The sequence below is a fragment of the Euzebyales bacterium genome, from assembly GCA_036374135.1.
In the GTDB taxonomy this organism is placed as follows: Bacteria; Actinomycetota; Nitriliruptoria; order Euzebyales; family JAHELV01; genus JAHELV01.
The window spans coordinates 37765-62238 of record DASUUK010000067.1; the positions used below are offsets into that span (position 1 = coordinate 37765).

Annotated in this window: 25 protein-coding genes and 1 tRNA gene; 15 read left to right on the forward strand and 11 right to left on the reverse strand. The window is 70.9% G+C overall.

Translation table 11 applies throughout. The features are described 5' to 3' along the window. The first annotated feature begins 135 nt into the window (after window positions 1-135). Both VFZ70_11140 and VFZ70_11145 read left to right on the forward strand, forming a co-directional pair. A complete protein-coding gene (locus VFZ70_11140) occupies window positions 136-2250 on the forward strand; it encodes a (Fe-S)-binding protein (GenBank protein ID HEX6256351.1) in 2115 nt (704 codons plus the stop codon). Between the two features lie 333 nt (window positions 2251-2583). Continuing rightward, window positions 2584-2754: a hypothetical protein gene (locus VFZ70_11145; protein HEX6256352.1), complete on the forward strand. Its 171-nt coding sequence runs from the start codon at window positions 2584-2586 to the stop codon at window positions 2752-2754. Window positions 2755-2907: 153 nt separating this feature from the next. Here the strand turns inward: VFZ70_11145 and VFZ70_11150 are convergent, their stop codons facing one another. Beyond that, window positions 2908-3360 (reverse strand): nucleoside 2-deoxyribosyltransferase, encoded by a 453-nt coding sequence (locus tag VFZ70_11150; protein HEX6256353.1) that lies wholly within the window; start codon window positions 3358-3360, stop codon window positions 2908-2910. Window positions 3361-3431: 71 nt separating this feature from the next. Here VFZ70_11150 and VFZ70_11155 point away from each other — a divergent pair, with 71 nt between their 5' ends. Continuing rightward, window positions 3432-4325 (forward strand): ROK family protein, encoded by an 894-nt coding sequence (locus VFZ70_11155; protein HEX6256354.1) that lies wholly within the window; start codon window positions 3432-3434, stop codon window positions 4323-4325. Between the two features lie 47 nt (window positions 4326-4372). Here the strand turns inward: VFZ70_11155 and VFZ70_11160 are convergent, their stop codons facing one another. Beyond that, the gene (locus tag VFZ70_11160) at window positions 4373-7048 is read right to left on the reverse strand and encodes an MMPL family transporter (GenBank protein HEX6256355.1); all 2676 of its coding nucleotides are present in this window, start codon (window positions 7046-7048) and stop codon (window positions 4373-4375) included. 189 nt (window positions 7049-7237) lie between these two features. Between VFZ70_11160 and VFZ70_11165 the strand changes: the two genes are divergently transcribed. Further along, window positions 7238-7308, forward strand: a tRNA-Gly gene (locus tag VFZ70_11165). A gap of 286 nt (window positions 7309-7594) precedes the next feature. Here VFZ70_11165 and VFZ70_11170 read toward each other — a convergent pair. The 3 genes from VFZ70_11170 to VFZ70_11180 are packed head-to-tail and all read right to left on the reverse strand — an operon-like array spanning window position 7595 to window position 8897. Further along, window positions 7595-7915 (reverse strand): AzlD domain-containing protein, encoded by a 321-nt coding sequence (locus VFZ70_11170; protein ID HEX6256356.1) that lies wholly within the window; start codon window positions 7913-7915, stop codon window positions 7595-7597. Next, window positions 7912-8661, reverse strand: a complete 750-nt coding sequence (locus VFZ70_11175; GenBank protein HEX6256357.1) for an AzlC family ABC transporter permease — start codon at window positions 8659-8661, stop codon at window positions 7912-7914. The genes VFZ70_11170 and VFZ70_11175 overlap by 4 nt, the downstream gene beginning before the upstream one ends. After that, entirely contained in the window at window positions 8658-8897 is a 240-nt protein-coding gene (locus tag VFZ70_11180; protein ID HEX6256358.1) for a hypothetical protein, read from the reverse strand. Before VFZ70_11180 ends, VFZ70_11175 begins: the two co-directional genes overlap by 4 nt. Before the next feature lie 123 nt (window positions 8898-9020). On the opposite strand from VFZ70_11180, the gene VFZ70_11185 reads away from it, so the two are divergent. Beyond that, window positions 9021-10490 carry a PLP-dependent aminotransferase family protein gene (locus VFZ70_11185; GenBank protein HEX6256359.1) on the forward strand — a complete coding sequence of 490 codons (1470 nt, stop codon included), beginning with the start codon at window positions 9021-9023 and terminating at the stop codon, window positions 10488-10490. Window positions 10491-10496: 6 nt separating this feature from the next. On the opposite strand, the gene VFZ70_11190 is transcribed toward VFZ70_11185, so the two are convergent. Continuing rightward, entirely contained in the window at window positions 10497-11708 is a 1212-nt protein-coding gene (locus tag VFZ70_11190; GenBank protein ID HEX6256360.1) for a patatin-like phospholipase family protein, read from the reverse strand. A 142-nt stretch (window positions 11709-11850) separates the two neighbouring features. On the opposite strand from VFZ70_11190, the gene VFZ70_11195 reads away from it, so the two are divergent. Both VFZ70_11195 and VFZ70_11200 read left to right on the forward strand, forming a co-directional pair. Continuing rightward, window positions 11851-12801, forward strand: a complete 951-nt coding sequence (locus tag VFZ70_11195) for an L-lactate dehydrogenase (GenBank protein HEX6256361.1) — start codon at window positions 11851-11853, stop codon at window positions 12799-12801. A 57-nt stretch (window positions 12802-12858) separates the two neighbouring features. Beyond that, entirely contained in the window at window positions 12859-13074 is a 216-nt protein-coding gene (locus VFZ70_11200) for a DUF2905 domain-containing protein (GenBank protein ID HEX6256362.1), read from the forward strand. Window positions 13075-13107: 33 nt separating this feature from the next. On the opposite strand, the gene VFZ70_11205 is transcribed toward VFZ70_11200, so the two are convergent. Continuing rightward, the gene (locus tag VFZ70_11205) at window positions 13108-13458 is read right to left on the reverse strand and encodes a LysM peptidoglycan-binding domain-containing protein (protein HEX6256363.1); all 351 of its coding nucleotides are present in this window, start codon (window positions 13456-13458) and stop codon (window positions 13108-13110) included. A 248-nt stretch (window positions 13459-13706) separates the two neighbouring features. Here VFZ70_11205 and VFZ70_11210 point away from each other — a divergent pair, with 248 nt between their 5' ends. Continuing rightward, the gene (locus VFZ70_11210) at window positions 13707-14651 is read left to right on the forward strand and encodes a DMT family transporter (protein ID HEX6256364.1); all 945 of its coding nucleotides are present in this window, start codon (window positions 13707-13709) and stop codon (window positions 14649-14651) included. 88 nt (window positions 14652-14739) lie between these two features. Here VFZ70_11210 and VFZ70_11215 read toward each other — a convergent pair whose 3' ends face one another. Continuing rightward, window positions 14740-15780 (reverse strand): S-adenosylmethionine:tRNA ribosyltransferase-isomerase, encoded by a 1041-nt coding sequence (locus tag VFZ70_11215; GenBank protein ID HEX6256365.1) that lies wholly within the window; start codon window positions 15778-15780, stop codon window positions 14740-14742. Continuing rightward, on the reverse strand, window positions 15777-16517 hold the full coding sequence (locus tag VFZ70_11220; protein ID HEX6256366.1) for an SDR family oxidoreductase: 741 nt from the start codon (window positions 16515-16517) through the stop codon (window positions 15777-15779). Before VFZ70_11220 ends, VFZ70_11215 begins: the two co-directional genes overlap by 4 nt. 124 nt (window positions 16518-16641) lie before the next feature. Between VFZ70_11220 and soxR the strand changes: the two genes are divergently transcribed. Continuing rightward, window positions 16642-17157 carry a redox-sensitive transcriptional activator SoxR gene (gene soxR / locus VFZ70_11225; GenBank protein ID HEX6256367.1) on the forward strand — a complete coding sequence of 172 codons (516 nt, stop codon included), beginning with the start codon at window positions 16642-16644 and terminating at the stop codon, window positions 17155-17157. A gap of 68 nt (window positions 17158-17225) precedes the next feature. Here the strand turns inward: soxR and VFZ70_11230 are convergent, their stop codons facing one another. After that, window positions 17226-17648: a CBS domain-containing protein gene (locus tag VFZ70_11230; GenBank protein ID HEX6256368.1), complete on the reverse strand. Its 423-nt coding sequence runs from the start codon at window positions 17646-17648 to the stop codon at window positions 17226-17228. Between the two features lie 422 nt (window positions 17649-18070). Here VFZ70_11230 and VFZ70_11235 point away from each other — a divergent pair, with 422 nt between their 5' ends. Together VFZ70_11235 and VFZ70_11240 are read left to right on the forward strand one after the other, a co-directional pair. After that, complete coding sequence (locus VFZ70_11235) at window positions 18071-18808, forward strand: response regulator transcription factor (GenBank protein HEX6256369.1); 738 nt, start codon at window positions 18071-18073, stop codon at window positions 18806-18808. 95 nt (window positions 18809-18903) lie between these two features. Beyond that, the gene (locus VFZ70_11240; protein ID HEX6256370.1) at window positions 18904-20367 is read left to right on the forward strand and encodes a hypothetical protein; all 1464 of its coding nucleotides are present in this window, start codon (window positions 18904-18906) and stop codon (window positions 20365-20367) included. Window positions 20368-20429: 62 nt separating this feature from the next. Here the strand turns inward: VFZ70_11240 and VFZ70_11245 are convergent, their stop codons facing one another. Then, complete coding sequence (locus VFZ70_11245; protein ID HEX6256371.1) at window positions 20430-21218, reverse strand: LLM class F420-dependent oxidoreductase; 789 nt, start codon at window positions 21216-21218, stop codon at window positions 20430-20432. Between the two features lie 151 nt (window positions 21219-21369). Here VFZ70_11245 and VFZ70_11250 point away from each other — a divergent pair, with 151 nt between their 5' ends. The 4 genes from VFZ70_11250 to VFZ70_11265 all read left to right on the forward strand — a co-directional run. Next, window positions 21370-21837, forward strand: coding sequence for a hypothetical protein (locus VFZ70_11250; GenBank protein HEX6256372.1), 468 nt, complete (start codon window positions 21370-21372; stop codon window positions 21835-21837). Window positions 21838-21971: 134 nt separating this feature from the next. Next, window positions 21972-23270: a DUF2254 domain-containing protein gene (locus VFZ70_11255; protein HEX6256373.1), complete on the forward strand. Its 1299-nt coding sequence runs from the start codon at window positions 21972-21974 to the stop codon at window positions 23268-23270. Between the two features lie 83 nt (window positions 23271-23353). After that, on the forward strand, window positions 23354-24169 hold the full coding sequence (locus tag VFZ70_11260; GenBank protein HEX6256374.1) for an ion transporter: 816 nt from the start codon (window positions 23354-23356) through the stop codon (window positions 24167-24169). A 97-nt stretch (window positions 24170-24266) separates the two neighbouring features. Then, a partial coding sequence (locus tag VFZ70_11265; protein HEX6256375.1) for a helix-turn-helix domain-containing protein occupies window positions 24267-24474 on the forward strand: 208 nt, incomplete at its 3' end.

Below are 24474 nucleotides of genomic sequence, written 5' to 3' on the forward strand. Positions count from 1 at the left end.
CGTCGCGTGGACGATGTCGAACTGCCGAGAGGCCATGGGCGGCACTGTGGACGTCCGTTGCACGGCGCGGCCGGACGCGTCTCAAGTACCATCGCGTCCCGCCGCGAGGTTGGAAGAGCGGCCGTAGGGAGCAACATGGACATGCTGGACATCCTGCGCCTGGTCGGAGGCCTGGCCATCCTGGGTGGCGGTGGTGCGCTGATCGTGCGCCGCATCGTCTACCTCGTCCGCCTCCTCGGCGTGGCCCAGCCGATGCCGGAGCGCGTGGCCGCGGTGCGGCAGCGGTGGACATCGCTCGTCGACGAGGTGCTGGGACAGCGCAAGATCCTCGCGTGGTCGGGCGTCGGCGTGCTCCACGCGTTCATCTTCTGGGGCTTCATCGTCCTGCAGAGCCAGACGGTCGAGGCCGTCGGCGAGGTCTTCGACCCCGAGTTCGCGATCCCGTTGCTCGGCGACAGCGAATGGCTGGGGTTCCTCCAGGACCTGTTCACCCTGCTCGTGCTGGTGGCCGTGGTCGGGTTCGTGCTCGTGCGGCTGGCCCAGGCGCCTGGTCGGGTGGGACGCCGGTCACGCTTCGCCGGTTCCAACCTCGATCAGGGCTGGTACGTGCTGCTGTTCGAGTTCGCGCTGCTGTACTCGGTGCTCATCCTGCGCGGTGTGCGCGGTGCCGAAGGCACGCTGCCATACCCGGACGGCGCGTTCGTGTCGTCGTGGCTGGGCGATCAGTTCGTGTCGCTCGGCCCAGAGACGCTGCACCTGGTCGGCACGCTGGCGCTGCTGGCGCACCTGCTGGTGTTCGTCGCGTTCGCGTTGTTCACCCTCCACTCCAAGCACCTGCACATCTTCACGATCCCCTTCACGATCCCGCTGGCGCGGAAGCCGAAGGCGCTGGGCAAGCTCGAGACCAAGCGCATCGACATCGAGGAGATGGGCGAGGACGAGGTCCTCGGCGTGGGCGCGATCGAGCAGTTCGGCGTCAAGCGGTTCCTCGACTTCTACTCGTGCACCGAGTGCGGGCGCTGCCAGAGCCAGTGCCCCGCGTGGAACACCGGCAAGCCGCTGTCACCGAAGCTGCTGATCATGGACCTGCGCGACCACCTGTGGGAGCGTGGGCCGTCGCTGCTGTCGGGCGTGGCCACCAACGGCGAGGTGCCTCCGCTGGTCGGCGACGCCCCGGGGGCCCCGGCCGTCATCGACTACGACGTGCTGTGGTCGTGCACCACCTGCGGCGCCTGCGTGGAGGAGTGCCCGGTCGACATCGAGCACGTCGATCACATCATGGACCTGCGCCAGTACCAGTCGCAGATGGAGTCGGCGTTCCCGTCGGAGGCGGGCGGGATGCTGCGCAACCTCGAGAACTCCGGCGACCCGTGGGGGCTGGGCGCGTCGAAGCGGCTGGAGTGGGCCGGCGACCGCGACGTCAAGGTGCTCGGCGAGGACGTGGACCCCGACGAGGTCGACTACCTGTTCTGGGTCGGCTGTGCCGGCGCGTTGGAGGACCGCTCGAAGAAGACCACGCGGACGGTCGCGGACCTCCTCGACGCGGCCGGGCTGCGCTGGGCGGTGCTCGGGCAGGCCGAGACGTGCACGGGCGATCCGGCGCGCCGGCTGGGGGTCGAGTACCTGTTCCAGATGCTGGCCGAGCAGACGATCGAGACGCTGACCGAGGCGGGGGCGGACAAGCTGAAGATCGTCGCCACGTGCCCGCACTGCTTCAACACGCTGGCCAACGAGTACCCGGACCTCGACGGCCGGTTCGACGTCGTGCACCACACGCAACTGCTGGCGCACCTGATCGCCGAGGGCCGGTTGTCGCCGCAGTCCCCCGTCGCCAAACGGGTCACCTACCACGACCCCTGCTACCTCGGCCGCCACAACTCGGTGTACGACGAACCGCGCTCGGTCGTCGACGCCGTCGAGGGCCTCGAGCCGGTCGAGATGCCACGCTGCCGCAACCGCGGATTCTGCTGTGGTGCCGGTGGGGCGCGGTTCTACATGGAGGAGACCATCGGCAAGCGGGTCAACACCGAGCGGATCGACGAGGCGCTCGCGCTCGAGCCCGACGTCGTGTCGACGGCCTGCCCGTTCTGTCTCGTCATGCTGGACGATGCCGTCCAGGACCGCACCGGCCCCGATGGCCTGGCCGAGGGCCAGGTCAGGGTGGTCGACGTCGCGTCCCTGCTGGCCGACTCGCTGCTGCCGGTCGCCGCCGTGAACGGCGACGACATGCATCCGTCGACCACCGCCTGACACGGACCGCCGGCGCGTCGACCGGCCTCGCCACCCCCTTCCCGCCCCTGGGGAGACTTGTCAACACATGACGCCCGGAATTTCCCCACAGGCGGGCGCCCGCCGCCCCCCTGGGGAGACCTGTCAACACACTGCGCCCGAACTCTCCCCACAGGCGGACGCCCGCCACCCCCTGGGGAGACCTGTCAACACATGACGCCCGGAACTTCCCCACAGGCGGGCGCGCCCCGTCGGCAACGGCACATGCGGGCGGATTCACCAATGCTGATGACGACAGGGCCGCGTTGATCGGCCATCGTGGTCGCTGCAGGAACGAACGCGGGAGACACGACGATGGCGCTGACGGTCGCACACGATGTGGCACGGCTCACTGCGGCGGGACACTCGCTGCGCGACGCGGTCCGGCAGCTGGCGCGGCGGGCGCTGGCCGATGCGGAACGCGGCGTGGCGCACTCCTCGGCTTACCTTCAGGAGGTCCACCGGCTGATGGTGGCAACGGCCTGACGGTACGCGAGGCGGGAGCCGGGGCGGCGGGAGACGAGGCCCGGGGGCGGTTGGCGGGAACCGGCCCGGGCCTCGTCGCGTCCGCGTGCCGTCGACCAGCCCCGGTCCGCGTTGTTCCTCCAGCGGTGGCGCGATCCCGGCCAGGCTCCCACATCAACTGGTGCGCGTGAGCACGTCGCGCAGCGCGCGTCCCACCACGTCCTCGGTGGCGGCGTCACTCGCGCTGAGGATCCGGGCGCCGGCCTGGTACAGGTAGCCGAGGATGAACCGGCTCACCCGCTCGTCGGGACGGTGCAGTGCCAGGACCGGCGTGTCCGCGTTGCACGCGAGCACCAGTTCGGCACCCACGCCGAGCGAGGGCGCGCCGATGTACGCGAGCACCAGCCGGGCTGAAGCGAGCGCGGCCGTGTCCTGCTCGAAGACGGCCTGCGGCGACAGTTCACTGTGGTGTTCGGGGTCCGTACGCAGGTGCGGCACATAGGGGTCGAGACCACAGGACGCGCAGACCGCCGCCAGCCGCTCGTAGTAGCGCCGCGCCGAAGCGAGGTCGTCGACACGCGTCAGTGCACCGCTGATGTAGGCCGTTCCGGCGTTGCCGTCTCCCATGTCACTCCGCTGATGCACGTGGCCCGATGGATGCGCCATGATGCATCACGTGCGAGCGACGCAGACGACAGATGGGTGCGTGGATGTACGTCGGGATCGAGGCCGGGGGAACGAAGTTCGTCTGTGCGGTCGGGACGGGCCCCAGCGACCTCGGGGACGTCACCACGTTCCCGACCACGACGCCCGAAGAGACGCTGGGACGCACCTGCGAGTTCGTCGAGCGCCACGCTGACGGCCTCCGCGGCATCGGGGTGGCCTCTTTCGGACCGGTCGACCTCCGCGACGGATCGGACACCTACGGCTACATCACGTCCACACCCAAGCCCGGCTGGCAGAACGCCGACGTGCTGTCACCGCTGCGTCGGGTCGCCGACGTGCCGATCGGGTTCGACACCGACGTCAACGGCGCCGCGCTGGGTGAGGCACGGTGGGGTGCGGCATCCGACGTGCCGTCGTGCGTGTACGTGACCGTCGGCACAGGGATCGGTGGGGGTGGCCTGCAGGAGGGGATGCCGATCCACGGTCTGCTGCACCCGGAGATGGGGCACCTGCCGATCGCCCGCCACCCCGACGATGACTACGCCGGCCGCTGCCCCTTCCACGGCGACTGCCTGGAGGGCATGGCGGCGGGTCCGGCGATCGCCGAGCGCTGGGGCAGCCCTGCGCAGGACCTGCGGGGCGACGAGCTGCACCGGGCGATCGACATCGAGGCCGACTACTTGTCACAGATGGCCGCCGCGATGAGCTACATCCTGTCGCCACACCGGCTGATCTTCGGCGGCGGCGTGCTGCACCTCGAGGGGCTCGTCGACCGGCTGCGCGCGCGGCTGGTCGAACGGCTCAACGGCTACCTGGACGTGCCGGACATCACCGAGCACGTCGATCGTTACGTGGTGCGTCCGGCGCTGGGCGACCACGCCGGCGTGCTCGGCGCCATCGCACTGGCCGATCGCGCCGCGGGCTGATCACGCCACTGGCGCGCAATGCACGTCGCGACGGCCGCCGACCGCGCTCAGACGCCCGACGGTGTGGTCTCCCTCGCCGACGCCGGCGTCGGCGCGTCACCGCGGCGTCGGTGCCAGCGGTCCCACAGCACCAGCAGGCTCGGCAGCACCAGCACCGCAGCGACGAGCGAGCAGCCGACCGCGATCGCCACGACCGTGCCCAGTTGCTGGAACGGTGGCAGCGACGAGAACCGCAGCACGAAGAACCCGGCCATGGTCGTGAAGGCCGAGCCCGCCAGCGCGCCACCCGTGAAGCGGGTGGTCGACCGGATGGCGTCCTCGGGATTGTCGAACCGGACGCGGTCCTCCTGGAAGCGGATCGCGACGTGGATCGTGAACGGCACGCCGATGCCGATGGCGAGCGCCGAGATGGTGGCCGTCACCGGGCTGAACGCGATGTCCAGCGCCGCCATGATCCCGAACGTCCAGAGCAGCACCAGTCCGACGGGCAGGACGGTCAGCACGCCGAGGAACGGCCGGCGCACGCGGATCCAGAACACGATGATCAACAGGACCATCGCGGCGAGCACGGTGATCACCAGTGACTGCACCTGCGCGTCCCGAATCTCGGTCACGACCACGTCGCTGACGATCGCATCTGACGTCACGGTGACGTCGACGCCGGCGTCGGCGACCGGCCCGAACGCCTCGCTGAGGCTGTCGGCGAGCTCACCGGCGCCGGTCTCTCCGGCGGACGTCTGGATCTGCGCCTGAGCGACGAGGCCGTCATCGGTCACAGCCAACACGTTGGCGGCGCGGTCGGGTGCCGCGTCGATCATCGCCTGGTAGAGCGCGGGGACGTCGGCGTCCTCCGCGACGCGCAGGTCCTCGCCAAGCTCCGTGTCCGCCACTGCCTGCAGCAACTCCGGTGGCGCCGCCGGCACCTGTGCCGCCTGTCCACCGGCGGAAGCCTCACCCTGCTGCGCGCCCTGGGCGTCCCCGGGCGCCTGCTCGGCGTCCGGCGCCTGACCACCATCGCCTGATCCTGCCCCCGGCGGCGGTCCGCCGGTTGGGGCCGGCGCGAGCAGCTCTCCGAGGAGCGTCGGCGGCATGCTCACGAGCGGGGTACCGCCCGCCGCGCGCACGTCGTCGACATCGCTCAGGTTGTCGAGGGCGTCGACCATCGCGTTGTGGGACTCCGGCGTGGCGATGTCGCCGTCGAACATCACCGTCGTGGTCTCACCGAAGCCTCCACCGAAGTCGGACTGCAGCGTCTCGTAGGTCTCGAGGATCGGCTCGTCCTCGGCGATGAAGTCGGTGAAGCTGAACTCGGTCGACAGCTGCGTCAAGCCGTAGGCGCCAAGCCCGGCCAACAGCAGGGTCACGCCGAGCGTCACGAACGGGATCCGTTCGGCGAGCACCGCGGTCCGCGACATCGCGGCGGGCAGCGCCTTGCTCTGTGTCGATGCCAGTGACCGCCGCGGCAGCCGCTCCCGGCGTTCGGCTCCGCGGTCCAGCAGGAACCGCGCCGCCAGCACGAACGTCATCAACACCAGGAACGCCGCCACGATGCCTACCGAAGCGAGGATCCCGAAGTCGCGCAGCGCCGGCAACGGGTTCGTGAGGTTGGTCATGAAGCCGACGAACGTCGTTACCGTCGCGAGCACCAGCGCGACGCCCACGGTGGTCAGCGCCGTGCGGATGCCCTCGCCGACGCCCTTGCCCGAACTGACCTCCTCGCGGTAGCGCGAGTTGAGGTGGATGGCGTAGTCGACCCCCAGACCTATGAGCAGGATCGGGATGATCTGCGTGATCGGGTTGAAGTAGCCGATGACGTCCAGGTAGTCGGGCCCGAGCAGCACCCCGATCCCGTTGGTCCACGTGATCGCGATGACGATCGCACCCAGGGTGAGCGCGACGTCCGCGACGGTCCGGCGCGCCGCGCCCAACCACGAGCCGTCCCCCCGCGGACGGATCGAGTAGACGAACATGAGGACGACGAGGATGATCAGCGCGGCGATGCCGAACAACCGCGCGATCTCGGCGGCGACGTCCTGCTCCTCGAACAGCAGGCCGAACGCGAACGCGTCGGCGCTGAGGTCGTCGGGCAGCTCCGCCTGATCGACCGCCTCGACGATGGTGGTCTGCAGCTCGGTGATCGCGGCGAAGTCGTCGCCGAAGTCTGCGGTGTCGAGGAACAGCAGCAGCAGCGCCTTGCCGCCCTCCGCCTCCGCGATGTCACCGCCCTCGGCGACCAGTGGGTCGACGAAGCCCGTCTGCTCGTCAGGCAGCGACGCATAGGCCTGCCGGTAGAGGTCCTTGAGCTGCTCGTCGTCGAGCGCCAACAGGTCGCTGCCCTGCGCGGCCGCCACCTGCTCGACCGGCGCGAACCAGGTGATGACGCTGTCTCGACCCGGCTGCTCGGCGAGCCGGTCCGCCGCCTCGCTGTCCTGGATCGCCTCGCGCAGCGTCGTGGCCGCCCGGTAGGCATCGGCGGTGAACACGTCGCCCGACTCGGACTCGACGATCACCTGCATCACGGTGTCGGTGCTGCCGAACAGCTCGCCGGAGCGCTCGAGGGCCGTCAGTTCCTCGTTGTCCGGTGAGAACCCCTCGTTGCCGGTGACCTGCTGCTGCTCGCTGTTGAAGTAGCCGAGGCCCAGGGTCACCAACAGGACGACGCCGATCACCACCCACGGCGCCCGCATGACCATGCCCGCGATGGCTCTGACGATCTGGTTCATCGACCGCTCCTCGGCGGTGACCGGAAAGGGTGGTGCGGCGGCAGAGCTTGTGCACGCCTTCACAGTGGTGAAGGCGTTCCACAGAGTCTAGGTGCGATCCGTGGCGGTGGCGCGAGCGCGGGGGCGGAGGGTGTGGACGTGCGCCGCGTTGCAGCACACGCGGCGCGGCCGCTACGATTCGGCCTCCATGCGGGTGTAGTTCAATGGCAGAACACGAGCTTCCCAAGCTCGCAATGGGGGTTCGATTCCCCTCACCCGCTCCGCAAGACCGTAGGTCACACGCCTACCGCAGCCACGATCCACACGACGCCCGCGCGGCGCTGGAGGACTTCTACAGCCGACCGGTGTCAGCGCGGGGGGCCTCTCCGGTGAGCCCGTCGACCGACTCGCGGATGAGATCGGCGTGACCGACGTGCCACGCGAGGTCCCGGGGCCGGCGGTGAAGGTGACGCTCGCCTCGTCGAGATGGTCGGACCGTCGCGCAGGACGGTCATGTCGACTGCGATGTCGTAGCGGCCGATCCGGATGGCGCGCGCCCGTCGCGCATCAACCGAGCTGGTACTGCAGCGTCATGAGCGTCGCGAACCCCACGACCAGGCTCGCGACGATCGAGCGGAACCGGAATGCCACGACGGCCGCGGCGAGCCCGGCGATCGCGGTCGGTCCGAGCAGGTCCCACTGGCCGTCCGGTCGCAGCAGGGCCGGCGCGGTGAGCGCCGCGAGGGCGGCAGCGGGGATCATCCGCAGCACGGTGCGCACCTGATCGGGGACGGTGGACATGCGGTGCGCGAACGCCAGGAACGACGCACGGATCAGCAGGGTGCCGAGCCCGGCCACGATGACGACGGCGACGGCGTCCGGCGTCATGACGGCATCCCCGCACCCGCGACCTCCCGCGCAGGCAATCGCAGAGCGATCACCGAGCCCGCGACGATGCCGCACACCGCGCCGGTCAACATGCCCAGGTTCGCGGGCCACGCGGCACCGACCGTGGCCACTGCGGCACCCACGATGGCCGCGACGACCGTCGGGCGGTCGCTCACCGCCGGCGGCAGGAGCGTGAGGAAGACCAGGGGGATCACAAAGCCCAACGGCACGCCGTCGGGAATGCCGCCGCCAGCGACCGCGCCGGTGATCGTGCACACCTGCCAGGTGAACCACAACGTCGCGCCCGCGCCGAGGTAGAAGGGCAGACGGTCAGCGGCCCGCAGTTCCTCGTCGTCGGGATCGGTGTAGCGGGCCAACGACACGGCGTACGCCTGGTCGGTCAGCACGTACGCGGCGATGCCCCGGCGTGCGACCGGCTCATGGGCCAGCCACGGCGACAACGACGCGCTGTACATCATCATCCGCAGATTGACCACCAGCGCGGTGAAGACGGCGACCAGGATCGAGCCGCCGGTGCCCAGGACTTCGATCACCGCCAGCTGTGCGGCACCGGCGAAGATCCCCACCGAGAGCGCCATGGCGTCGGCGGCGGTCAACCCCCGCTCGACGGCGGCGGCGCCGGCGATGAGACCGAACGGGACGACGCCGACGACGATCGGCGACACCGCCACGGCACCGGCGCGGGCGGCCGGAACCCAGGAACGTCTCGCGCCCCGAGCGCTCATCCATGCGCCTGCGTGACCCGACCAGCACGTGCGTGGAGGGCAGCGTCAGCGTCGACCCCGTGCACGGTCTCCTCCATGCCCGCGCGACGGCGGCCCGTACGCAGGAGCACGAGGTCGTCGCACGCACACCGGATGAGCACGTCGATCTCACCCCGGCGCGGGTTGGCGACGGACACGACGTCACTCGACCAGCGCAACACCGCACTGCCGATGACGGGACACCACAGATCGAACATCTGCCGCCCTCTCTGAAGACTCAACACCAATGCACAGATTGGACTGAAATCTTTGCGCTCTGGCCTATTGGACTGCAGACTAGGACATACAGTTCGGTCCATTCAACGCAGAATGGCTGGTCAATGGATGTCCCTATTCCGCAGCTGCTGGATGCAATCAACGGTTGGGCGATCGGTGACGGGGCCCTCTACACACGGCTCGCGACCGCCCTGGGTGATGCCATCGAGGACGGTCGCCTGGCGCCCGGCCACCGCCTCCCAGCGGAGCGTCAGCTGAGCGTGGATCTCGCGGTCAGCCGAAGTACCGTCGCGTCGGCACTCGAGGAGCTGGAGCGTCGCGAGCTCGTGGCTCGCCGCCAGGGCTCGGGAACCTATGTCCGCAGCATCACCCGTCCACCGGCTGATGGGCGGCGCGAGCTCGTGCACGAACTCGACGAGCATGCGCTGCTGCGGGACCTGTCAGGTGGCCCGGTGGCGAGCATCGAGCTGCTCGCGGCAGCCGTCGACTGCGCGCCCGAGGTGCGTACCGCGATGGCTGACCTCGACGAGCACGAGATCCGACGGTGGACGGCCGGGCACGGCTACGTCCCCCTCGGGCTGCCACCGTTGCGCGAGGAGATCGCCAGGCATCTGTCAGATCACGGGCTGGCGACCGCACCCGACCAGGTGATGGTGACGACCGGTGCCGTCGAAGCGGTCCTGCTGGCCGGTCGGCTGTTCGTCGAACCGGGCGATCCTGTCGCCGTGGAGGCGCCGTCGTACATCGGCGCACTCGACGTCCTGCGATCGATCGGCGGCCGGCTGCTCGGGGTCGACGTCGACGGGCATGGAGCGCGCACCGACCAGCTGGCCGCCCTGATGACGCGATCGCTGCCACGCATCGTGTACCTGATCCCCGACTTCCAGAACCCGACGGGTGCGGTGCTGTCGGCCGCTCGCCGGCGGGAGGTCGCCCGCCTGGCGGCGGAGTTCCGCGTCCCCGTCATCGAGGATCTCGTCCAGCACGACCTGTGGTTCGAGCGCGAACCGCCCCCACCGATCGCCGCCGTGGATCCTGAGGCGCCAGTGCTGACGCTCGGCTCGATGAGCAAGGTCTTCTGGGGTGGCCTGCGCATCGGTTGGGTGCGCGCGGATCCCGCGACGATCGAGCGGTTGGGACGGATCAAGACGGTGACCAACTACGGCACGCCGGCGATCGACCAGCTGGTCTCCACACGGCTGCTGCCACGCACCGACGAGGTCGCGGCTCGCCGTCGGGAGCAGCTGGCGCGACGGCTGGCCCGGTTGCAGGACGCCATGCGCACCCACCTGCCGGACTGGACCTGGCGATCGCCCGCCGGTGGACTGTCGCTGTGGATACGACTTCCCGCACCGGACGCGCCGGCGCTCGTGCGCGCGGCCGAGCGGCACGGAGTGGCGCTCGCGACCGGCGCGAGCTTCGGGCTCGCTGCGGGCGACCACCGCGACCACGTCCGGCTTCCGTTCGTGGCCGCCCCCGATGCGATCGCCGAGGGCGTTCGCCGCCTCGCAGCGGCCTGGAACGACGTCGCCCGCGGCCGGGATCGCGGCAGCCCGCGCGCGGTCGTCGTGTGAGCCAGGTTACGCGTCCAGTGCGGTGCGGAACCCCGCGCCGTCGTTCGCCCGCAGCCATCGCCGCGCGTCGCGTCGACCCAGCGCGACGAGCTCGGCGTGGAAGACCTCGTCGAACAGCACGAAGCTCAGGACCTCGCCCTGCAGCGGGCTGTCACCACCCAGGAGGCGATGCATCACCTCGATGTCGGGATCCCGCAGTGCCCGCCACCCGCCGTAGCGGTCGTGGAACACCGCTCGTGCCAGATCGCCGATCTCGTACGGATCGCCCGGTGCGATGGCGATGAACGGCACGTCGCGGTACGGGGGCCGGCCGGACACACCGCGCAGAAGCGCAACGGTCGCGGGATCCGTCTCCGTGGCGGCCAGCCACGTGTTGATCCGCGCGAGACGGCGGACATCGCGACGCAGCGAATCCTCGACCATCGCGTGCAGCAGCGTCACCGCGGTGTCGCCGAGGTCGACCGCACGGTGATCGGTCGCGCGGCGCTCCCGCTGCCGCAGGCTGGTCGTGCCGATCACGACCAGACGGTCCGCACCCAGGTCGAGCGCGGGCCGCAGCGGCGTGTGCAGCCGGGTGGACCCGTCGACGTACCACGCCGCCGCCTCGCTGGGCTCGTCGATCCACGACGGCGGGAAGAGCATCGGAATGGCAGCGGAGCCGATGACGTGGTCCGTACCGAGCGTCGCGGCATGGTAGTCGAGGTCCTCCTCGTCGGGCAGCGGGCGGGCACCCGCGCGCTCGACGAAAGTCACGCTGCGGCCGGACACCACGGCCGTCGCGGTGACACCGATGGCGTCGAGCACGCCGTCGGCCACGTTGCGGTGCATTCGATCCCAGCCGATGCGGTCGTCCAGCATCCGGCGTAGGGGCGTGACCGACAGCAGCCCGCGCAACGCGAGGCCCGGCACGCCGAGCGTCTCACCGGCGTACTGCAGCGCGATCGCCGGAAGCTGCCGCCACAACGGCGCCAGCACCTCCGATCGCGCCGACGACAGCCAGTGGTCGACCAGCGCCTCGGCCTGCACCTGTGCCCGCTCGTGGGCGTGGGCCCCCAGCACGGTGCTGTTCAGGGCACCCACGCTCTCGCCGATCAGCAGCGTCGGAGTCGCCCCTCGCTGCGCGAGCGCCGGGAGCAGTTCCGCCAGCGCACCGGCCTGGTACGCGCCGCGCGCGCCGCCGGCCGCCAGCACCAGACCGGTCGTGTCGGAGGTGGACATCAGTTGCCTTCGTCGCGCGCCCTTGCCGCGTGGCCCGTTACGGTAGCCCACGTGCCCTGCGACGGACCCGCACGACGCCTGGGGGATCGCGGCGCCATAGCGTACGGTGAACCGACTACCGCATCGAGCGGAGGAACCGCCCATGGCCAGCTCGACCAAGGTCGCGATCGTCGGCGCTGGCAGCGTCGGCGCCAACCTGGCATACGCATGCCTCATCCGCGGCGTCGCGGCGACCGTGGCGCTCTATGACCTCAATGCCGCCAAGACCAGCGCCGAGGTGCTCGACCTGAACCACGGGCTGCCGTTCGTGCCGCCGGCGCGGATGATCGGTTCGGACGACATCGACGTGTGCCGTGACGCCAACGTCGTAGTGATCACGGCGGGAGCCAAGCAGAAGCCCGGTCAGAGCCGACTCGACCTGGCGGGCGCCAACGTCGCCATCTGTCGCGACCTCGTGCCGGACGTGCTCGCGGTGGCGCCCGATGCGACCCTGCTGCTGGTGTCCAACCCGGTGGACGTGCTGACCTACGCGAGCCTGCGGTTCTCCGGGCTGCCGACCGGGCGTGTGCTGGGGTCGGGCACGCTGCTCGACACGTCGCGACTGCGCCTGCACATCGCCCAGCACTGCGATGTCGCGGTGCACAACGTCCACGCCTACATCGCCGGTGAGCACGGCGATTCCGAGCTGCCGCTGTGGACCAGCGCGACCATCGGTGCGGTGCCGCTGCTGAAATGGGACGTGCCCGGACGCTCAGCGCTCGACGCCACGGCGCGCGCGGACATCTTCCAGCGCACGGTCACCGCCGCGGAGACGATCATCCGTGGCAAGGGCGCCACGAACTACGCGATCGGACTCGCAGGAGCCCGCATCGTCGAGGCGATCCTGAACGACGAGCAGGCGGTCCTGTCGGTCAGCTCACTGCTGGACGAGGTCTACCCGGATCTCGCCGGCGTCTGCCTGTCCATGCCGTCGCTCGTGGGCCGCGATGGCGTCGCCGCCGTGCTCGATGTCCCGTTGTCCGACGACGAGGCACGCGCGCTCAGCCGGTCGGCAGCCACGGTGCGGGAGGTCGTCGCCGCCGTCGGCCTGTGACCCGGGGACCGGGCGGTTGCGCGACGGCCCGCCGCGCCGCCGGGCATGATGGGCTACATGGACTCGGACGGCCTCTCGCGTCTGCTGATCGTCGTCGGCGTGGTCGCGATCGCGCTGGGACTGCTCGTGCGCACGGGCGCGCTCGGGTGGTTCGGGAACCTGCCCGGGGACATCCGCATCGAGTCGGGCAGGACCCGCGTGTTCATCCCGGTCACGTCGATGCTGATCGTGTCGGTCGGCCTCAGCCTGCTGTTGTCGCTGCTGCGCAGGTGACCGGCGGCGCGCGGCGGCTCTGGCCGTGGTGGCTCACCCGCCAGGGATGCGCAGCCGCTGGCCGATGTCGATGACATCGGGATCGCTGATGTCGTTGGCGCGCACGATCGCCTGGACCGTCGTGTCGAACCGCTGCGCGATCGTCGACAGCGTGTCGCCGGACCTGACCACGTAGATCTGTCCTTCCTCACCCGCATCGTCGCCGCCCTCATCGCCCGCGGGCCCGGGCGCCTGCGACGGTGTGCTCGACGGCTCCTCCTGCCCCGTCGTGGGAGCCGCGCTCGCCTGTCCGGCGTCGGATTCCTCGTCGCCGCCACCGCATGCGCCGAGGAGCAGCGTGGACAGGAGCACCGCAGCCGCGCAGCGAACGACACGTGCGGCCATGACGGCCCCCCTTTCCACCCGGGCGTGTGCGCCGGGCCGTAGCTCGGTCGTGTAGTCGAGTGTGCCCGATGGAGCTCACGACCACCCATAAGCCGGACTGATGACGAGGCGCAGAAGTCATCGCGACCATTGATCGCGCCGCCGGAGTAGCGTGGGCACGACCGCCTGAGCGACCCCGGCTCCATCCGGAGGGGGAGGCGGCGGCACGCGCCGGCGTCGGACGGCGCCCGACCCGAGGATGTGTTGCCATGCGTGACCCCGCCGCGCCCGCACACTCCCAGGGGCCGACTCCCATCCGGCGTCGACTCGTCGAGACCAGCACCGGCACCATCACCGACGCGTTCGGCATGACCGAGTGGGGCCTGCTTACCGGGATCGCCGCGATCTGGGGCTCGTCGTTCCTGTTCATCGCGGTCGGCCTGGAGGCGTTCGCCCCCGGGGTCGTCACGATGGCCCGCGTCGCGCTCGGCGCCCTCGCGCTGGCGCTCGCCCCGCGGGCGCGGGCGGCGGTCGATCGCGAGGACTGGCCCCGGATCGCCCTGCTCGGCATGACGTGGGTTGCCATTCCGTTGAGCCTGTTCCCGATCGCCCAGCAGTGGATCGACTCGTCGGTCGCGGGCATGATCAACGGCGCGGTCCCGATCACCACGGCCATCTGGTCGACGGTGCTCCTACGGCGGCTTCCGGGCCGCGTGCAACTGCTCGGCATCGCGCTGGGGTTCGTCGGTGTCGTCGCGATCTTCCTGCCCGAGCTCCGCGGATCGAGCGCGACCGCGCTGGGCGCCGGCCTCGTCGTGCTTGCGATCGTGCTGTACGGCCTGTCGGCGAATATGGTGGTGCCGCTCCAGCAACGGTACGGGGCGCTACCGGTGCTGCTGCGCGCGCAACTGGTCGCGCTGGTCGTCGTCGTGCCGATCGGCCTGTGGCAGTTGCCCGCGTCGACATTCACGTGGCGCGCCGCCATCGCGATGGTGCCGTTGGGCACGCTGAGCACCGGTCTCGCGTTCGTGTTCATGGCGACGCTCGTCGGCCGCGTCGGGGGTCCCCGCGGTGCGGTCGCGATCTACTTCGTGCCCGTCGTCGCGATCGTGCTCGGCGTGCTGCTGCTGGGCGAGCGGGTGGCCGCCATGGCGGTCGCCGGGACCGCGCTGGTGCTGGTGGGCGCCTGGTTCGCGTCCCGGCGCGAGTCCTGAGCACGGCCGGTCGCCCACCCGCTGGTGCCCCCGAGCCAGCGGCACCAGCCGGTCGCGTCCCCCCGTCCGGCGTCGGTCACGACGACGATCAGGGCAGCAGCAGGCACGCGTCACCGAACTCGTGCCACAAGTAGGGGCCGTCGAGGGCCGCGGCATAGGCACGGTCGACCAGCGCCGCGCCGGCGACCGCCTCCAGGAGCAACAGGTGCGACGCCGCGGCCTCGTGCCAACCTGTTAGGAGTCCGTCGACGACACGCGCGGGCCGGTCCGGGCCCAGCACGAGGTCGGTCCATCCGGCGCCCGGCGCCACGCCACCGTCAGCTGCGGCGACCGTCTCGAGTGCACGTGTGACCGTCGTGCCGACCGCCACGACCCGCCGGCCCGCACGGCGCGTCTGTCTGACCTGCGCGGCCGTCGCCGCCGGAACCTCATACCACTCGGGTGAGGGATCCTCGTGCAGCTCCGGCGATGACACCCCGGCGTGCAACGTGACAGGTGCGACAGCGATGCCGGCCCGCACGAGGTCGACGACCGTCCGGTCGCTGAACGGACGGCCCGCCGAGGCCATCTCGGCGCTGCCCGGACGCGCGGCGAAGATCGTCTGGTACGCGGTCAACGGCCATCGTTCCACCGGGCGTCCATACGTGATCGGCCGGCCGTGCACGGCCATGTGGTCGTCGACGACGGCGCCCGGCACGGCGACGCAGGCCCACCACAGACGTGTGGCCCCGGGCGTCGCCGGGGCCAGCAGCGTCACGCATCCGGCTCCCGGCAGCTGGATGCGGTCGCCGGGCGATCGATCCAGCACGGGGCCCGTGCCGTCGGCGCGCCGCACCTCGACGATCCACGTGTCGTGGGCGTGCCTGGTGGACAGGTGCACCACGACGTCGCGACCACCCAGGTCGCCGTCGATCGCCGCCGGCCGCGTCGCGGAGACGTTGACGACCACCAGGTCGCCGGGAGCGAGGAACCGGGGCAGGTCAGCGAACCGCGCGTGATCTATCCGGGACGGCCCGGCGACCAGCAGGCCGATGGCGTCCCGCGCGATTCCCCGGTGCTCCGGCGGTGCGGTCGCGACGCGGTCCGCCGGCACGACGAAGTCACGCCGCGACGCCACGACGGTGCTCACCACGCCACCTCCGCGGCCTCGGTGTCAGCGGCCAAATCGGGTGCCCGATACCGACCGCTGGCCGCGCGTCGATCCAGCAGCGACAGGATGGCGGGAACGACCGTTGACGGCGCTGGGCGGTCGGAGATGTCCTCGCCGAAGAACGCGGCCTGGTGCATGTCGGTCCGCAGATCGCCGGGATCGACCGCGTAGACGGCCAGATCGGGATGCTCGGCGGCCAGGACGCGGGTGAACTGCTCCAGCGCCGCCTTCGATGCGCCGTAGATGCCCCACCCCGGCCACGGGCCTGTGGCGGCATCGGAGGTGATGTTCATGACCGCGCCGGCGGCGGCCGTCAGCGCAGGTCGCACGGCCTGGAAGAGCATGAGCGGCGCGACCGCATTCGTGCGGTGCACCGCCACGAGCGTGTCCTCATCAACGTCGACGAGTGCCGGCAGCGGGCTCGGACCGAGCGCGCTGGCGTTGTTGACGAGCAGATCAAGGCGGCCGCGCGCGTCCACCGCCGCGCGCAGCCGAGCACGGTGTGCGGGATCGGCGACGTCGCCCGGCACTGCGGCGACCTGCGTCCGCGTCGCGAGCGCGTCGGCCGCCCGGGTGAGCGCACCGCGGTCACGACCGTCGATGATCAGCGTCCAGCCACGGTCGGCGAGTCCATCGGCGAGCGCGCGTCCGAGGCCGCGCGAGGCGCCGGTGATGAGCGCGGTGGGGTGGTCCTGGGAGGTGGTTGTGTGATCCATGACGCGTACGGTAGAACTTGAAGTTGACTTCAAGTCAAGACGCTACGCAGAATGCACGACAGTAGCGACGCCCGTGGGGCACCCCTTGGGCCCGTCGCGGCCCGAGCGACGTGAGGAGCGGACGATGAGCGACCGTCTGACGGTGAGCCAGGTGGCGCGGCGCAGCGGGTACGCCGAGTCGGCACTTCGCTTCTACGAACGCAAGGGCCTGCTCACCGCGGAGCGCACCGCCGGCAACCAGCGTCGGTACCAGCGGGAGGTGCTGCGGCGTCTGGCCTTCATCGCGGCGGCCCGCCATGTCGGCCTGTCACTCGACGAGATCGCCGCCGCGCTCGACACGCTGCCCGCCGGACGAACGCCGACGCGGGCGGACTGGACGCGCATCTCCCAGGGTTGGCGCGCACGGCTCGATGACGAGATCGCCGCGCTCGTCGCGCTCCGCGACGGCCTGGACAGCTGCATCGGGTGCGGGTGCCTGTCGTTGGACCGGTGCACGATGTCCAACCCCGGCGACATCGTCCGCGACCGCGGTCCCGGTGCGGTCTTTCTGCCCTCTCCGCTGCACCCGCCCACCGAGGCGACGACAGGGTCCGGCCAGGCCGACACCACCCCCGGACCGCGGCCGACCGACGGGTCGTAGCCAACGGCTTCCCGGTCAGACCCGACCGTCGCCTCGTGCGCGACCGACGTCGCGACGCAGCGAGACGGTCAGCTGAACCCGGGCTCGGGCTGCAGTGACGCGAGCAGGCAGTCCACGGCGGTGATGATGCCCACGAGGCCGTCGTCGGCGTCGACCACGGGGAGGGCGCCCACCCGCCGGGACACCAGCAGGCGCGCCGCATCATCCACCGCGGCGTCCGGCGCGATGACGTGTGGCGACGACGACATGACAGCCTCCACCGGTCGGGCGTCGTCGAGCAGGTCCTCGACCGCGCGATCGCGCATCGCGGCACGCAGCGCGCGCGGGCGGATCATCACGTCCCGGTCACTCACGATCCCCACCAGGGAACCCCGCTCCACGACCGGCAGGTGTCGGAACCCGTGGTCGGACAGCAGTTCCCGCGCCTGTCGTACCGTCTCATCGATCTCGATGGTGACGGGGTCGGGGCTCATCCACTCCCGGACGCGCACGTCGTCGCCTTTCCTGTCGCGCCGCGCTGACCTGCCCTGCCGCGGCTGCTCACCTGCAGCATCGCCGCACTGCCTGAGATCGGTCACGACGAACGACCCCGCGGAGCGGGGCGAACGTCCCGCACCGCGCGGACGTGGGCGTGCAAGTTGGTCAATTGTGCGTATGACCTGCAGCACCAAGTGCCGTGACCATGAAGCTGCGCCCCGATGACAGCAGGGACCCTGATGGACGGCGACCGGCACCGGAAGCGATTCTCCGCCGCCTTCATCACGTCAGGGAAGCGGGCCCGGCCACGCGTCGCGTCATCGGGACGCCGGACGAGAGGTGGACCGCCGATCGCACGGACTGTTCAACGTCGACCAGTCCGTGCAGCTCACGGCAGCGAACCTCCGTACGTACACGATCCGGCGGAGGCGATGTGATGGCAGCAGCAGAAGCAGAGGCGTTCGAAGACCGGTCAGCGTCGGACGTGCACCTGAGGCACGCATTGGTGTGGGACGACGATCCCGCCACGGTGGCGCGCATCAGTGACACACTGCGCCGCCGCGGCCACCACGTGCACCCGGTGGACGACGGTGACGAGATCACCGCATGCCTCGCCGACCACGACCCGGACATGCTCGTGATCGGAGTCGACGAGCCGCAGCGGCTCGCGCACGTGCGGGACCTGCGGCGACGCTTCTCCGGTCTCGTCGTGTGCTACAGCGACACCGCAGGCGCCCGCGACCGAATCGCGCTGCTCGCCAGCGGCGTCGACGACGTGGTTCCCAGTCCGCTGTCGTTCGAGGAGCTCGTGCTGCGGGTCCAGGCCGTGGCGCGGCGCGCCGACGGAGCGGACGTGGGCGACGACGCGCGGGTGCTCACCTGCGGAGCCGTCACCGCCGACCGCGGCACCCATCAGATCCACCTGCGGGACGAGTCGGTCCAGCTGACGGCGATCGAGTTCGGACTGCTCGCGTTCCTGATGCGCAACCCACGCGTGGCGTTCACACGCCGTGAGCTGCTGCGTCGCGTATGGGGGTACGAGATCGGTGACACCTCGACCGTCTCGGTGCACGTGCGGCGACTCCGCCAGAAGCTCGAACAGGACGCGACCCACCCGGAGATGATCCGCACGTTGTGGGGCTCCGGCTACTACTTCGACCCCTCGGCGGACTGACCGCTGTGCCGTGGCCCGGCCCACGGGTCGCACCACCCCGTGTGGCACTCTTGTCGCACCCTGGCCCGGCGTGCCGGGGCTGACAGGAGGTGGTCATGCCGGACGGTGTGCAGTTCCCGTTGGTCGACGGCCGGCGCAGCACCCAGCGGACGGGACGCGACATCGTCGCCAGCGCCGCCGCGGCGGTCGATCCGGGTCTCGCCGCGCAGATCCGCGACGAGCCGTCGTGGCGGACCGCCTATCCGCGCCACCTGCGCGACCTGACCGAGACCGGGGCGACATCGCCGGACGCCGGATTGGCGATCGCACGAGCGGGGCTGGCGCGGCTGCACTCCACCTTCACCCACCACGACGGCCACGACGTCGCAACGGCCGCGGATGCCGTCCGCGCGACGCCGGCGGACCGGCTGCGCACCCGTGTCGTCGAGGGCACGGGACGGCCGCCGGAGCATCTCTCGGTCCCGTACCGCGGGCGCGAGCTGGCCGGCGACGACCTGCTGGCCGCCGCCGACGACTGGGTGGCACGAGGCATCGTCGAACCGGCCCTGCGGACCGCGCTCCGCGACATCGTCGACCACCCCGAGTGGCTGCAGCTGAAGGGCAGGTCGTTCGGCCTGCTGGGCGCCGGCGCCGAGATGGCGCCGACGGAGCACCTGCTGCGATGGGGCGCCGACGTCGCGGCCGTCGACATCCCGCGCGATGACGTGTGGCGCCGGCTCGAGGCGATGGCGACCGCGGGATCCGGCACTCTGCACGCGCCCGCCGTCGATGGGGCGACCGTACCGGGTGCCGACCTGACGACCGATGCACCACGCGTGCGGGCATGGCTGGCGGATCTGGACCACCCGCTGGTGCTCGGCAACTATGCGTACGCTGACGGCGAGACCTTCGCTCGCCTGAGCGTCGCGGCGGACGCGATCATGGCGGCGCTGCGTGACGCGGACCATACCCACGGCGTCGCGTGCCTGGCGACACCCACCGATGTGTTCGCGGTGCCCATCGAGGTCGTCGTGGCGGCCCGTGCCCGCGCGCGCCGGCTGCCCGCGCGGACGCTCGCACCGCTGGTGCGCACAGCCACGCTCGGTCGACTCCTGGTTCCCAACCATCGGACCACCATGCGCACCGACGACGGCGTCGAGCTCGGCATCGCCGACAGCCTGGTGCTGCAGCAGGGCCCGAACTACGCGCTGGCGAAGCGCCTGCAGCGGTGGCGCGCACTGGTGACGCACGCCGACGGCGCCTTCGGCGCCGTGCACGTCGCCCCGCCCACCCGCACGCGGTCTGTCATGAAGAACCGCGTCCTGGCGGCGGCGTACGAGGGCGCCTCGCTGTTCGGCGTGGAGATCTTCGCGCCCGGGACCAGCCGGGCACTCATGGCAGCGCTGCTCGTGCACGCGCTGCAGAACCATCGGCATGCCGGTCCGCCTGCGACACCGCGACCCGAGCACGAGCTGACGGCCCCCGCCGCACACGGCGGGCTGTGGCACGTGACCTGGGAGACGCGCACGGCGTTCCCGCTGGCCATCGCACGCGGGGCGCGGGCGCTGCTGCCGCGCTGAGACGGTACGCGGACGTCCCCGCCCACCGGCTCGCTGACGCTCGCCCTCACCCGCAGATCCTGTCAGGCAGGCTCCAGGCCGTCCCGCCACTGCACCATGTGGCGCACGGCCCGCTCGTCGAAGTCGCTCGGCTGCACGCCGAGGCTGAAGTGGCGCAACCCCGCGGCGTGCAGCTCGTCGAGCTGGTCGAGCCGGCTGGCGTCGTTCATCGCGATCGAGCGGGTGATCTCGGCCGGATCACGTCCGACATCGGCGCACCAGCGGTCGAGCACGGCGTTCTTGGCGGTGAAGGCCGCCGCGTCGTCGAAGAACGAGTTCCAGATGTGGGCGTACTGAGCCGTGAGCCGCAGCGTCGTCCGCTCCCCGCCACCCCCGATCATGATCGGCAGCGGTGTCGAGACGGGCGGCGGCACCAACTTGTCCAGCCGGGAGACGATGCGCGGCACCGCCTCGACGAACCACCGCGCGCGTGTCGACACGTCCCCGTACCCGTAGCCGTACTCGGTGTAGTCGCGTTCGTTCCAGCCAGCGCCGATGCCGAGGATCGCGCGGCCGTCGGAGATGTGGTCGACGGTCGCCGCCATGTCCGCCAGCAGATCCGGGTTCCGGTAGCCCACGGAGCTCACCAGCGTGCCCACGCGCACCCGTCCGGTGGCCTCGGCCATCGCCGCGAGCAGCGTCCAGCCCTCGTAGTGAGGTCCGTCGGGGTCCCCGGAGAGCGGGAAGAAGTGGTCCCACGTGAACACGTCGTCGACGCCCAGTTCCTCGCAGCGCAACCACGTCGCCCGTTGCTCGGCGAACGTGCTGTGCTGGGGCCAGACCTGCACGGCCACCCGCACCCGGTCCGTCATCGTCATCTCCTGTCTGAGGACTGCGGTCGGGGATGGCACGCGCCGCGTGTCGAGCGACCGGCTCCGGGTCATGGTGTACCCGACGCGCGGCAACGGTAGTGCCAGCGCGACACGGGCGGGACGTGCCCGTCGACGACGAAGCGGGGCGACGATGATGTGGCGAGCGCTGGCACTCGGCGTGGTGACCGGCATGCGGTCCCAACTCGCCGCCGCACTGCTGGCCTGGCGCCAGACGCGGGGCGACCTGCCAGAGCCCGTGGAGGGCCCGGCCGGCCTGTTCAGGCGGCGACCCGCGGTGGGCATGCTGATGCTCGCAGCCGGGGAGATCGTCGCCGACAAGCTGCCACGGACACCGAGCCGGCTGGACACCGGCCCGTTCCTGGGCCGCCTCGGGCTGGGTGCGACGGCAGGTGCCGGCATCGCGGCGGCCTACGACCGGTCCCGGCTGGCGGGCGGCGCACTCGGCGTTGCCGGCGCCGCGCTGGGGAGCTGGGCGGGCGCCCGCTACCGTGCAGCGCTGGCGGAGCGGTCGCAGGTACCCGACGCCGTGTGGGCCGCGCTGGAGGACGCGACGGCGATCGCCCTGGGCATCGCCGCGACACGACCTCCATCTGAATGATCCTGGCCCGTTCCGGGCATTACTGCCTCTGATCGCGTCGCCTCACCGCCAGCGGGACCGCGGTCGCGCGCAGGCCCTACGGGACGCGGCTCTGCGATGCTGTCATGTCGCCGTGAACGACCGGAGGTCAGGCCGTGGCCCGCCAGTCGCTCGCATTGCCGTCGCAGCAGTGGTATCGGCGGGGACGGCTGTGGGTCGCACCCACGACCGGCGCGACGATCGCCGTGCTGGCGGGCGTGGCGCTCCTGCTGATCGACAACTACTTCATCACCGCCGACACCCTGGTACCTCCCAAGTACCTGGGCAGTCCGGAGACCGCACGCGCGTTGTTGTCGGTCACCGCGACGTCGATCGCCACGCTCACCGCGCTCGTGTTGACGATCGTCACGGTGATGGTGCAGCTCGCCAGCGACAAGTACTCGCACCGCGCGTTGCGCACGTTCCTACAGGACCGCCACTCCCACCTGACGCTGGGCGTGTTCGTCGGCACGTTCACGTTCGCCGTGCTGGCACTGCTCGGCCTCGACGCGACGATCGAGGACGGCGTCGTCGTGGGCCTGACGATCCCCGCAGCGTTCGGGCTGGCCGTCGTGACCATCGGCATCTTCGTCAGCTACATCGATCACATCGTGCACGCCGTCCGCGGGACGTCGATCATCACGCGGATCGGGTCGGACACCCGCGGCGAGATAGACCGGCTCCACCCTGATCCCATCGACGCCGACGTGTCCGACGTCAGCGGCGAACTGACCGACGAACCGCAGGTCGTCATCTCGGCGCCACGCCCCGGTGTCGTCTACGAGTTGGACATCACGGGGCTGGTCGAGTGGGCGGCCGCCGCGGACGCGTCGATCGTCATCCGCCCTGCGGTCGGGGACTTCCTCCCCGGTGGCTCACCGATGATCGATGTCTACGACGACGGCGACGAGCACGACGCCATCGTGGGATTCGTCCGGCTCGATCCCGAGCGCACGATCACCGACGACGTCGGCTTCGGGTTCCGGCTGCTGATCGACATCGCGGAGAACGCCCTGTCGCCAGGGGTCAACGATCCGACGACCGCCGTGCAGTGCCTCGACCAGATCCACGATCTGCTCCGTCGGCTGGCGACCCGGCACATCCCGAGCGGATGGCACGCGGACGGCGACGGCACGCCGCGGGTCTACGTGCAGCCACGTACCTGGGAGGGCTACGTCGACCTGGCATGCAACGAGATCCGGATCTTCGGCGAAGGTGACATGCAGATCGCCCGCCGCATGCGGCACATGCTGCTCGACCTGCGGGCCGTCTGCCCACCGTGTCGACGCGAACCGATCGATCGGGCGCTCGAACTGCTCGACGAATCGGTCGAGCGCGGGTTCGCGTCCGCCGAGGACCGGGCCATGGCGTGCCGGCCTGACGCCCAGGGCCTCGGGGGCGGGCCGAACAGCTGACGACCCGGTAGCAGACGCCCGTCGCTGCTCGCGTCCCCGTGCGCGACACTTGGCGGACGCTGCCCATGGGGAGGAGCGTCCGGGTGGACAACTGGCGGGTACGCGCGCGTAGGGTGATCTTCGAAGCCGACACGCCCGGCGGCCGGGCGTTCGACGTCGTGCTGCTGGTCCTGATCGTGTGCAGCGTGCTGCTGGTCATGGTCGAGAGCATCACGACGTTCCGCCGCGAGCACGCTACGACGCTGCTGGCGCTCGAGTGGGTCGTGACGATCCTGTTCACCCTCGAGTACGTCGCGCGCCTGGTCACCGCCGAGCGCCCCGGCCGGTACGCCCGCAGCTTCTTCGGCATCATCGATCTGCTGGCGATCCTGCCCGTCTACATCAGCCTCGTGATCCCGGGCGCCCAGTCGCTGCTGGTCGTCCGGTCGCTGCGGCTGCTGCGGGTGTTCCGCGTGTTCAAGATGGCGCAATGGCTGCAGGAGGCGAACTACCTGCTGCGCGCGGTGCAGAACAGCACGCAGAAGATCCTCGTGTTCCTCCTGACGGTGCTGCTGATCAACGTCATCGTCGGCTCGACGATGTACACCGTGGAGGGTCCGGCGAACGGCTTCGACAGCATGTTCACCGGCGTCTACTGGTCGATCGTCACCATGAGCACCGTGGGGTTCGGCGACATCGCACCGAACACCGGCCTCGGCCAGGTGCTCGCCGCCTGCCTCATGATCTTGGGCTACAGCGTCATCGCCGTGCCCACCGGCATCGTCTCGGCGGAGGTCACGACGGCGCGCAACGCCGAGCGCCGGCGGGCCTGCCCGTCCTGCGGCCACACCGACCACCGCGGGGGCGCCCGCTTCTGCGAGCGTTGCGGCAAGGAGCTCGACGCGGGCGCGCCGACGTAACGGCGGGCTCTCCGCGAAGCCCCCGGGTGCTGTCCAGCTAGTGGCACGGTCGCTGAAGTTCCTTCAGTGATCGGTGGTGGTCTGCGAGACTGCTGGCATGGCCAATCATGTGAAGCGGTTGTCGGTGTCGGCGGCGGATCGCGCCGAGTTGGAACGCCGCGTGCGATCACAGAACGGGTCGGCACGGGATGCGCGGCGGGCGCGGATCGTGCTGCTGGCCGCCGAGGGCCGCTCGGGTGTGGAGATCGCCGAGCGGGTCGGGGTGTCCGAACCGACGGTGATCAAGTGGCGCCGCGCCTACGCCG

Excerpts from the sequence above, each read along its gene's own strand:
- VFZ70_11140 (HEX6256351.1), top strand. The coding sequence starts at position 136 with ATGGACATGCTGGACATCCTGCGCCTGGTCGGAGGCCTGGCCATCCTG.
- VFZ70_11145 (HEX6256352.1), top strand. The coding sequence starts at position 2,584 with ATGGCGCTGACGGTCGCACACGATGTGGCACGGCTCACTGCGGCGGGA.
- VFZ70_11150 (HEX6256353.1), bottom strand. The coding sequence starts at position 3,360 with ATGGGAGACGGCAACGCCGGAACGGCCTACATCAGCGGTGCACTGACG.
- VFZ70_11155 (HEX6256354.1), top strand. The coding sequence starts at position 3,432 with ATGGGTGCGTGGATGTACGTCGGGATCGAGGCCGGGGGAACGAAGTTC.
- VFZ70_11160 (HEX6256355.1), bottom strand. The coding sequence starts at position 7,048 with ATGAACCAGATCGTCAGAGCCATCGCGGGCATGGTCATGCGGGCGCCG.
- VFZ70_11170 (HEX6256356.1), bottom strand. The coding sequence starts at position 7,915 with ATGACGCCGGACGCCGTCGCCGTCGTCATCGTGGCCGGGCTCGGCACC.
- VFZ70_11175 (HEX6256357.1), bottom strand. The coding sequence starts at position 8,661 with ATGAGCGCTCGGGGCGCGAGACGTTCCTGGGTTCCGGCCGCCCGCGCC.
- VFZ70_11180 (HEX6256358.1), bottom strand. The coding sequence starts at position 8,897 with ATGTTCGATCTGTGGTGTCCCGTCATCGGCAGTGCGGTGTTGCGCTGG.
- VFZ70_11185 (HEX6256359.1), top strand. The coding sequence starts at position 9,021 with ATGGATGTCCCTATTCCGCAGCTGCTGGATGCAATCAACGGTTGGGCG.
- VFZ70_11190 (HEX6256360.1), bottom strand. The coding sequence starts at position 11,708 with ATGTCCACCTCCGACACGACCGGTCTGGTGCTGGCGGCCGGCGGCGCG.
- VFZ70_11195 (HEX6256361.1), top strand. The coding sequence starts at position 11,851 with ATGGCCAGCTCGACCAAGGTCGCGATCGTCGGCGCTGGCAGCGTCGGC.
- VFZ70_11200 (HEX6256362.1), top strand. The coding sequence starts at position 12,859 with ATGGACTCGGACGGCCTCTCGCGTCTGCTGATCGTCGTCGGCGTGGTC.
- VFZ70_11205 (HEX6256363.1), bottom strand. The coding sequence starts at position 13,458 with ATGGCCGCACGTGTCGTTCGCTGCGCGGCTGCGGTGCTCCTGTCCACG.
- VFZ70_11210 (HEX6256364.1), top strand. The coding sequence starts at position 13,707 with ATGCGTGACCCCGCCGCGCCCGCACACTCCCAGGGGCCGACTCCCATC.
- VFZ70_11220 (HEX6256366.1), bottom strand. The coding sequence starts at position 16,517 with ATGGATCACACAACCACCTCCCAGGACCACCCCACCGCGCTCATCACC.
- soxR (HEX6256367.1), top strand. The coding sequence starts at position 16,642 with ATGAGCGACCGTCTGACGGTGAGCCAGGTGGCGCGGCGCAGCGGGTAC.
- VFZ70_11235 (HEX6256369.1), top strand. The coding sequence starts at position 18,071 with ATGGCAGCAGCAGAAGCAGAGGCGTTCGAAGACCGGTCAGCGTCGGAC.
- VFZ70_11240 (HEX6256370.1), top strand. The coding sequence starts at position 18,904 with ATGCCGGACGGTGTGCAGTTCCCGTTGGTCGACGGCCGGCGCAGCACC.
- VFZ70_11245 (HEX6256371.1), bottom strand. The coding sequence starts at position 21,218 with ATGACGGACCGGGTGCGGGTGGCCGTGCAGGTCTGGCCCCAGCACAGC.
- VFZ70_11250 (HEX6256372.1), top strand. The coding sequence starts at position 21,370 with ATGATGTGGCGAGCGCTGGCACTCGGCGTGGTGACCGGCATGCGGTCC.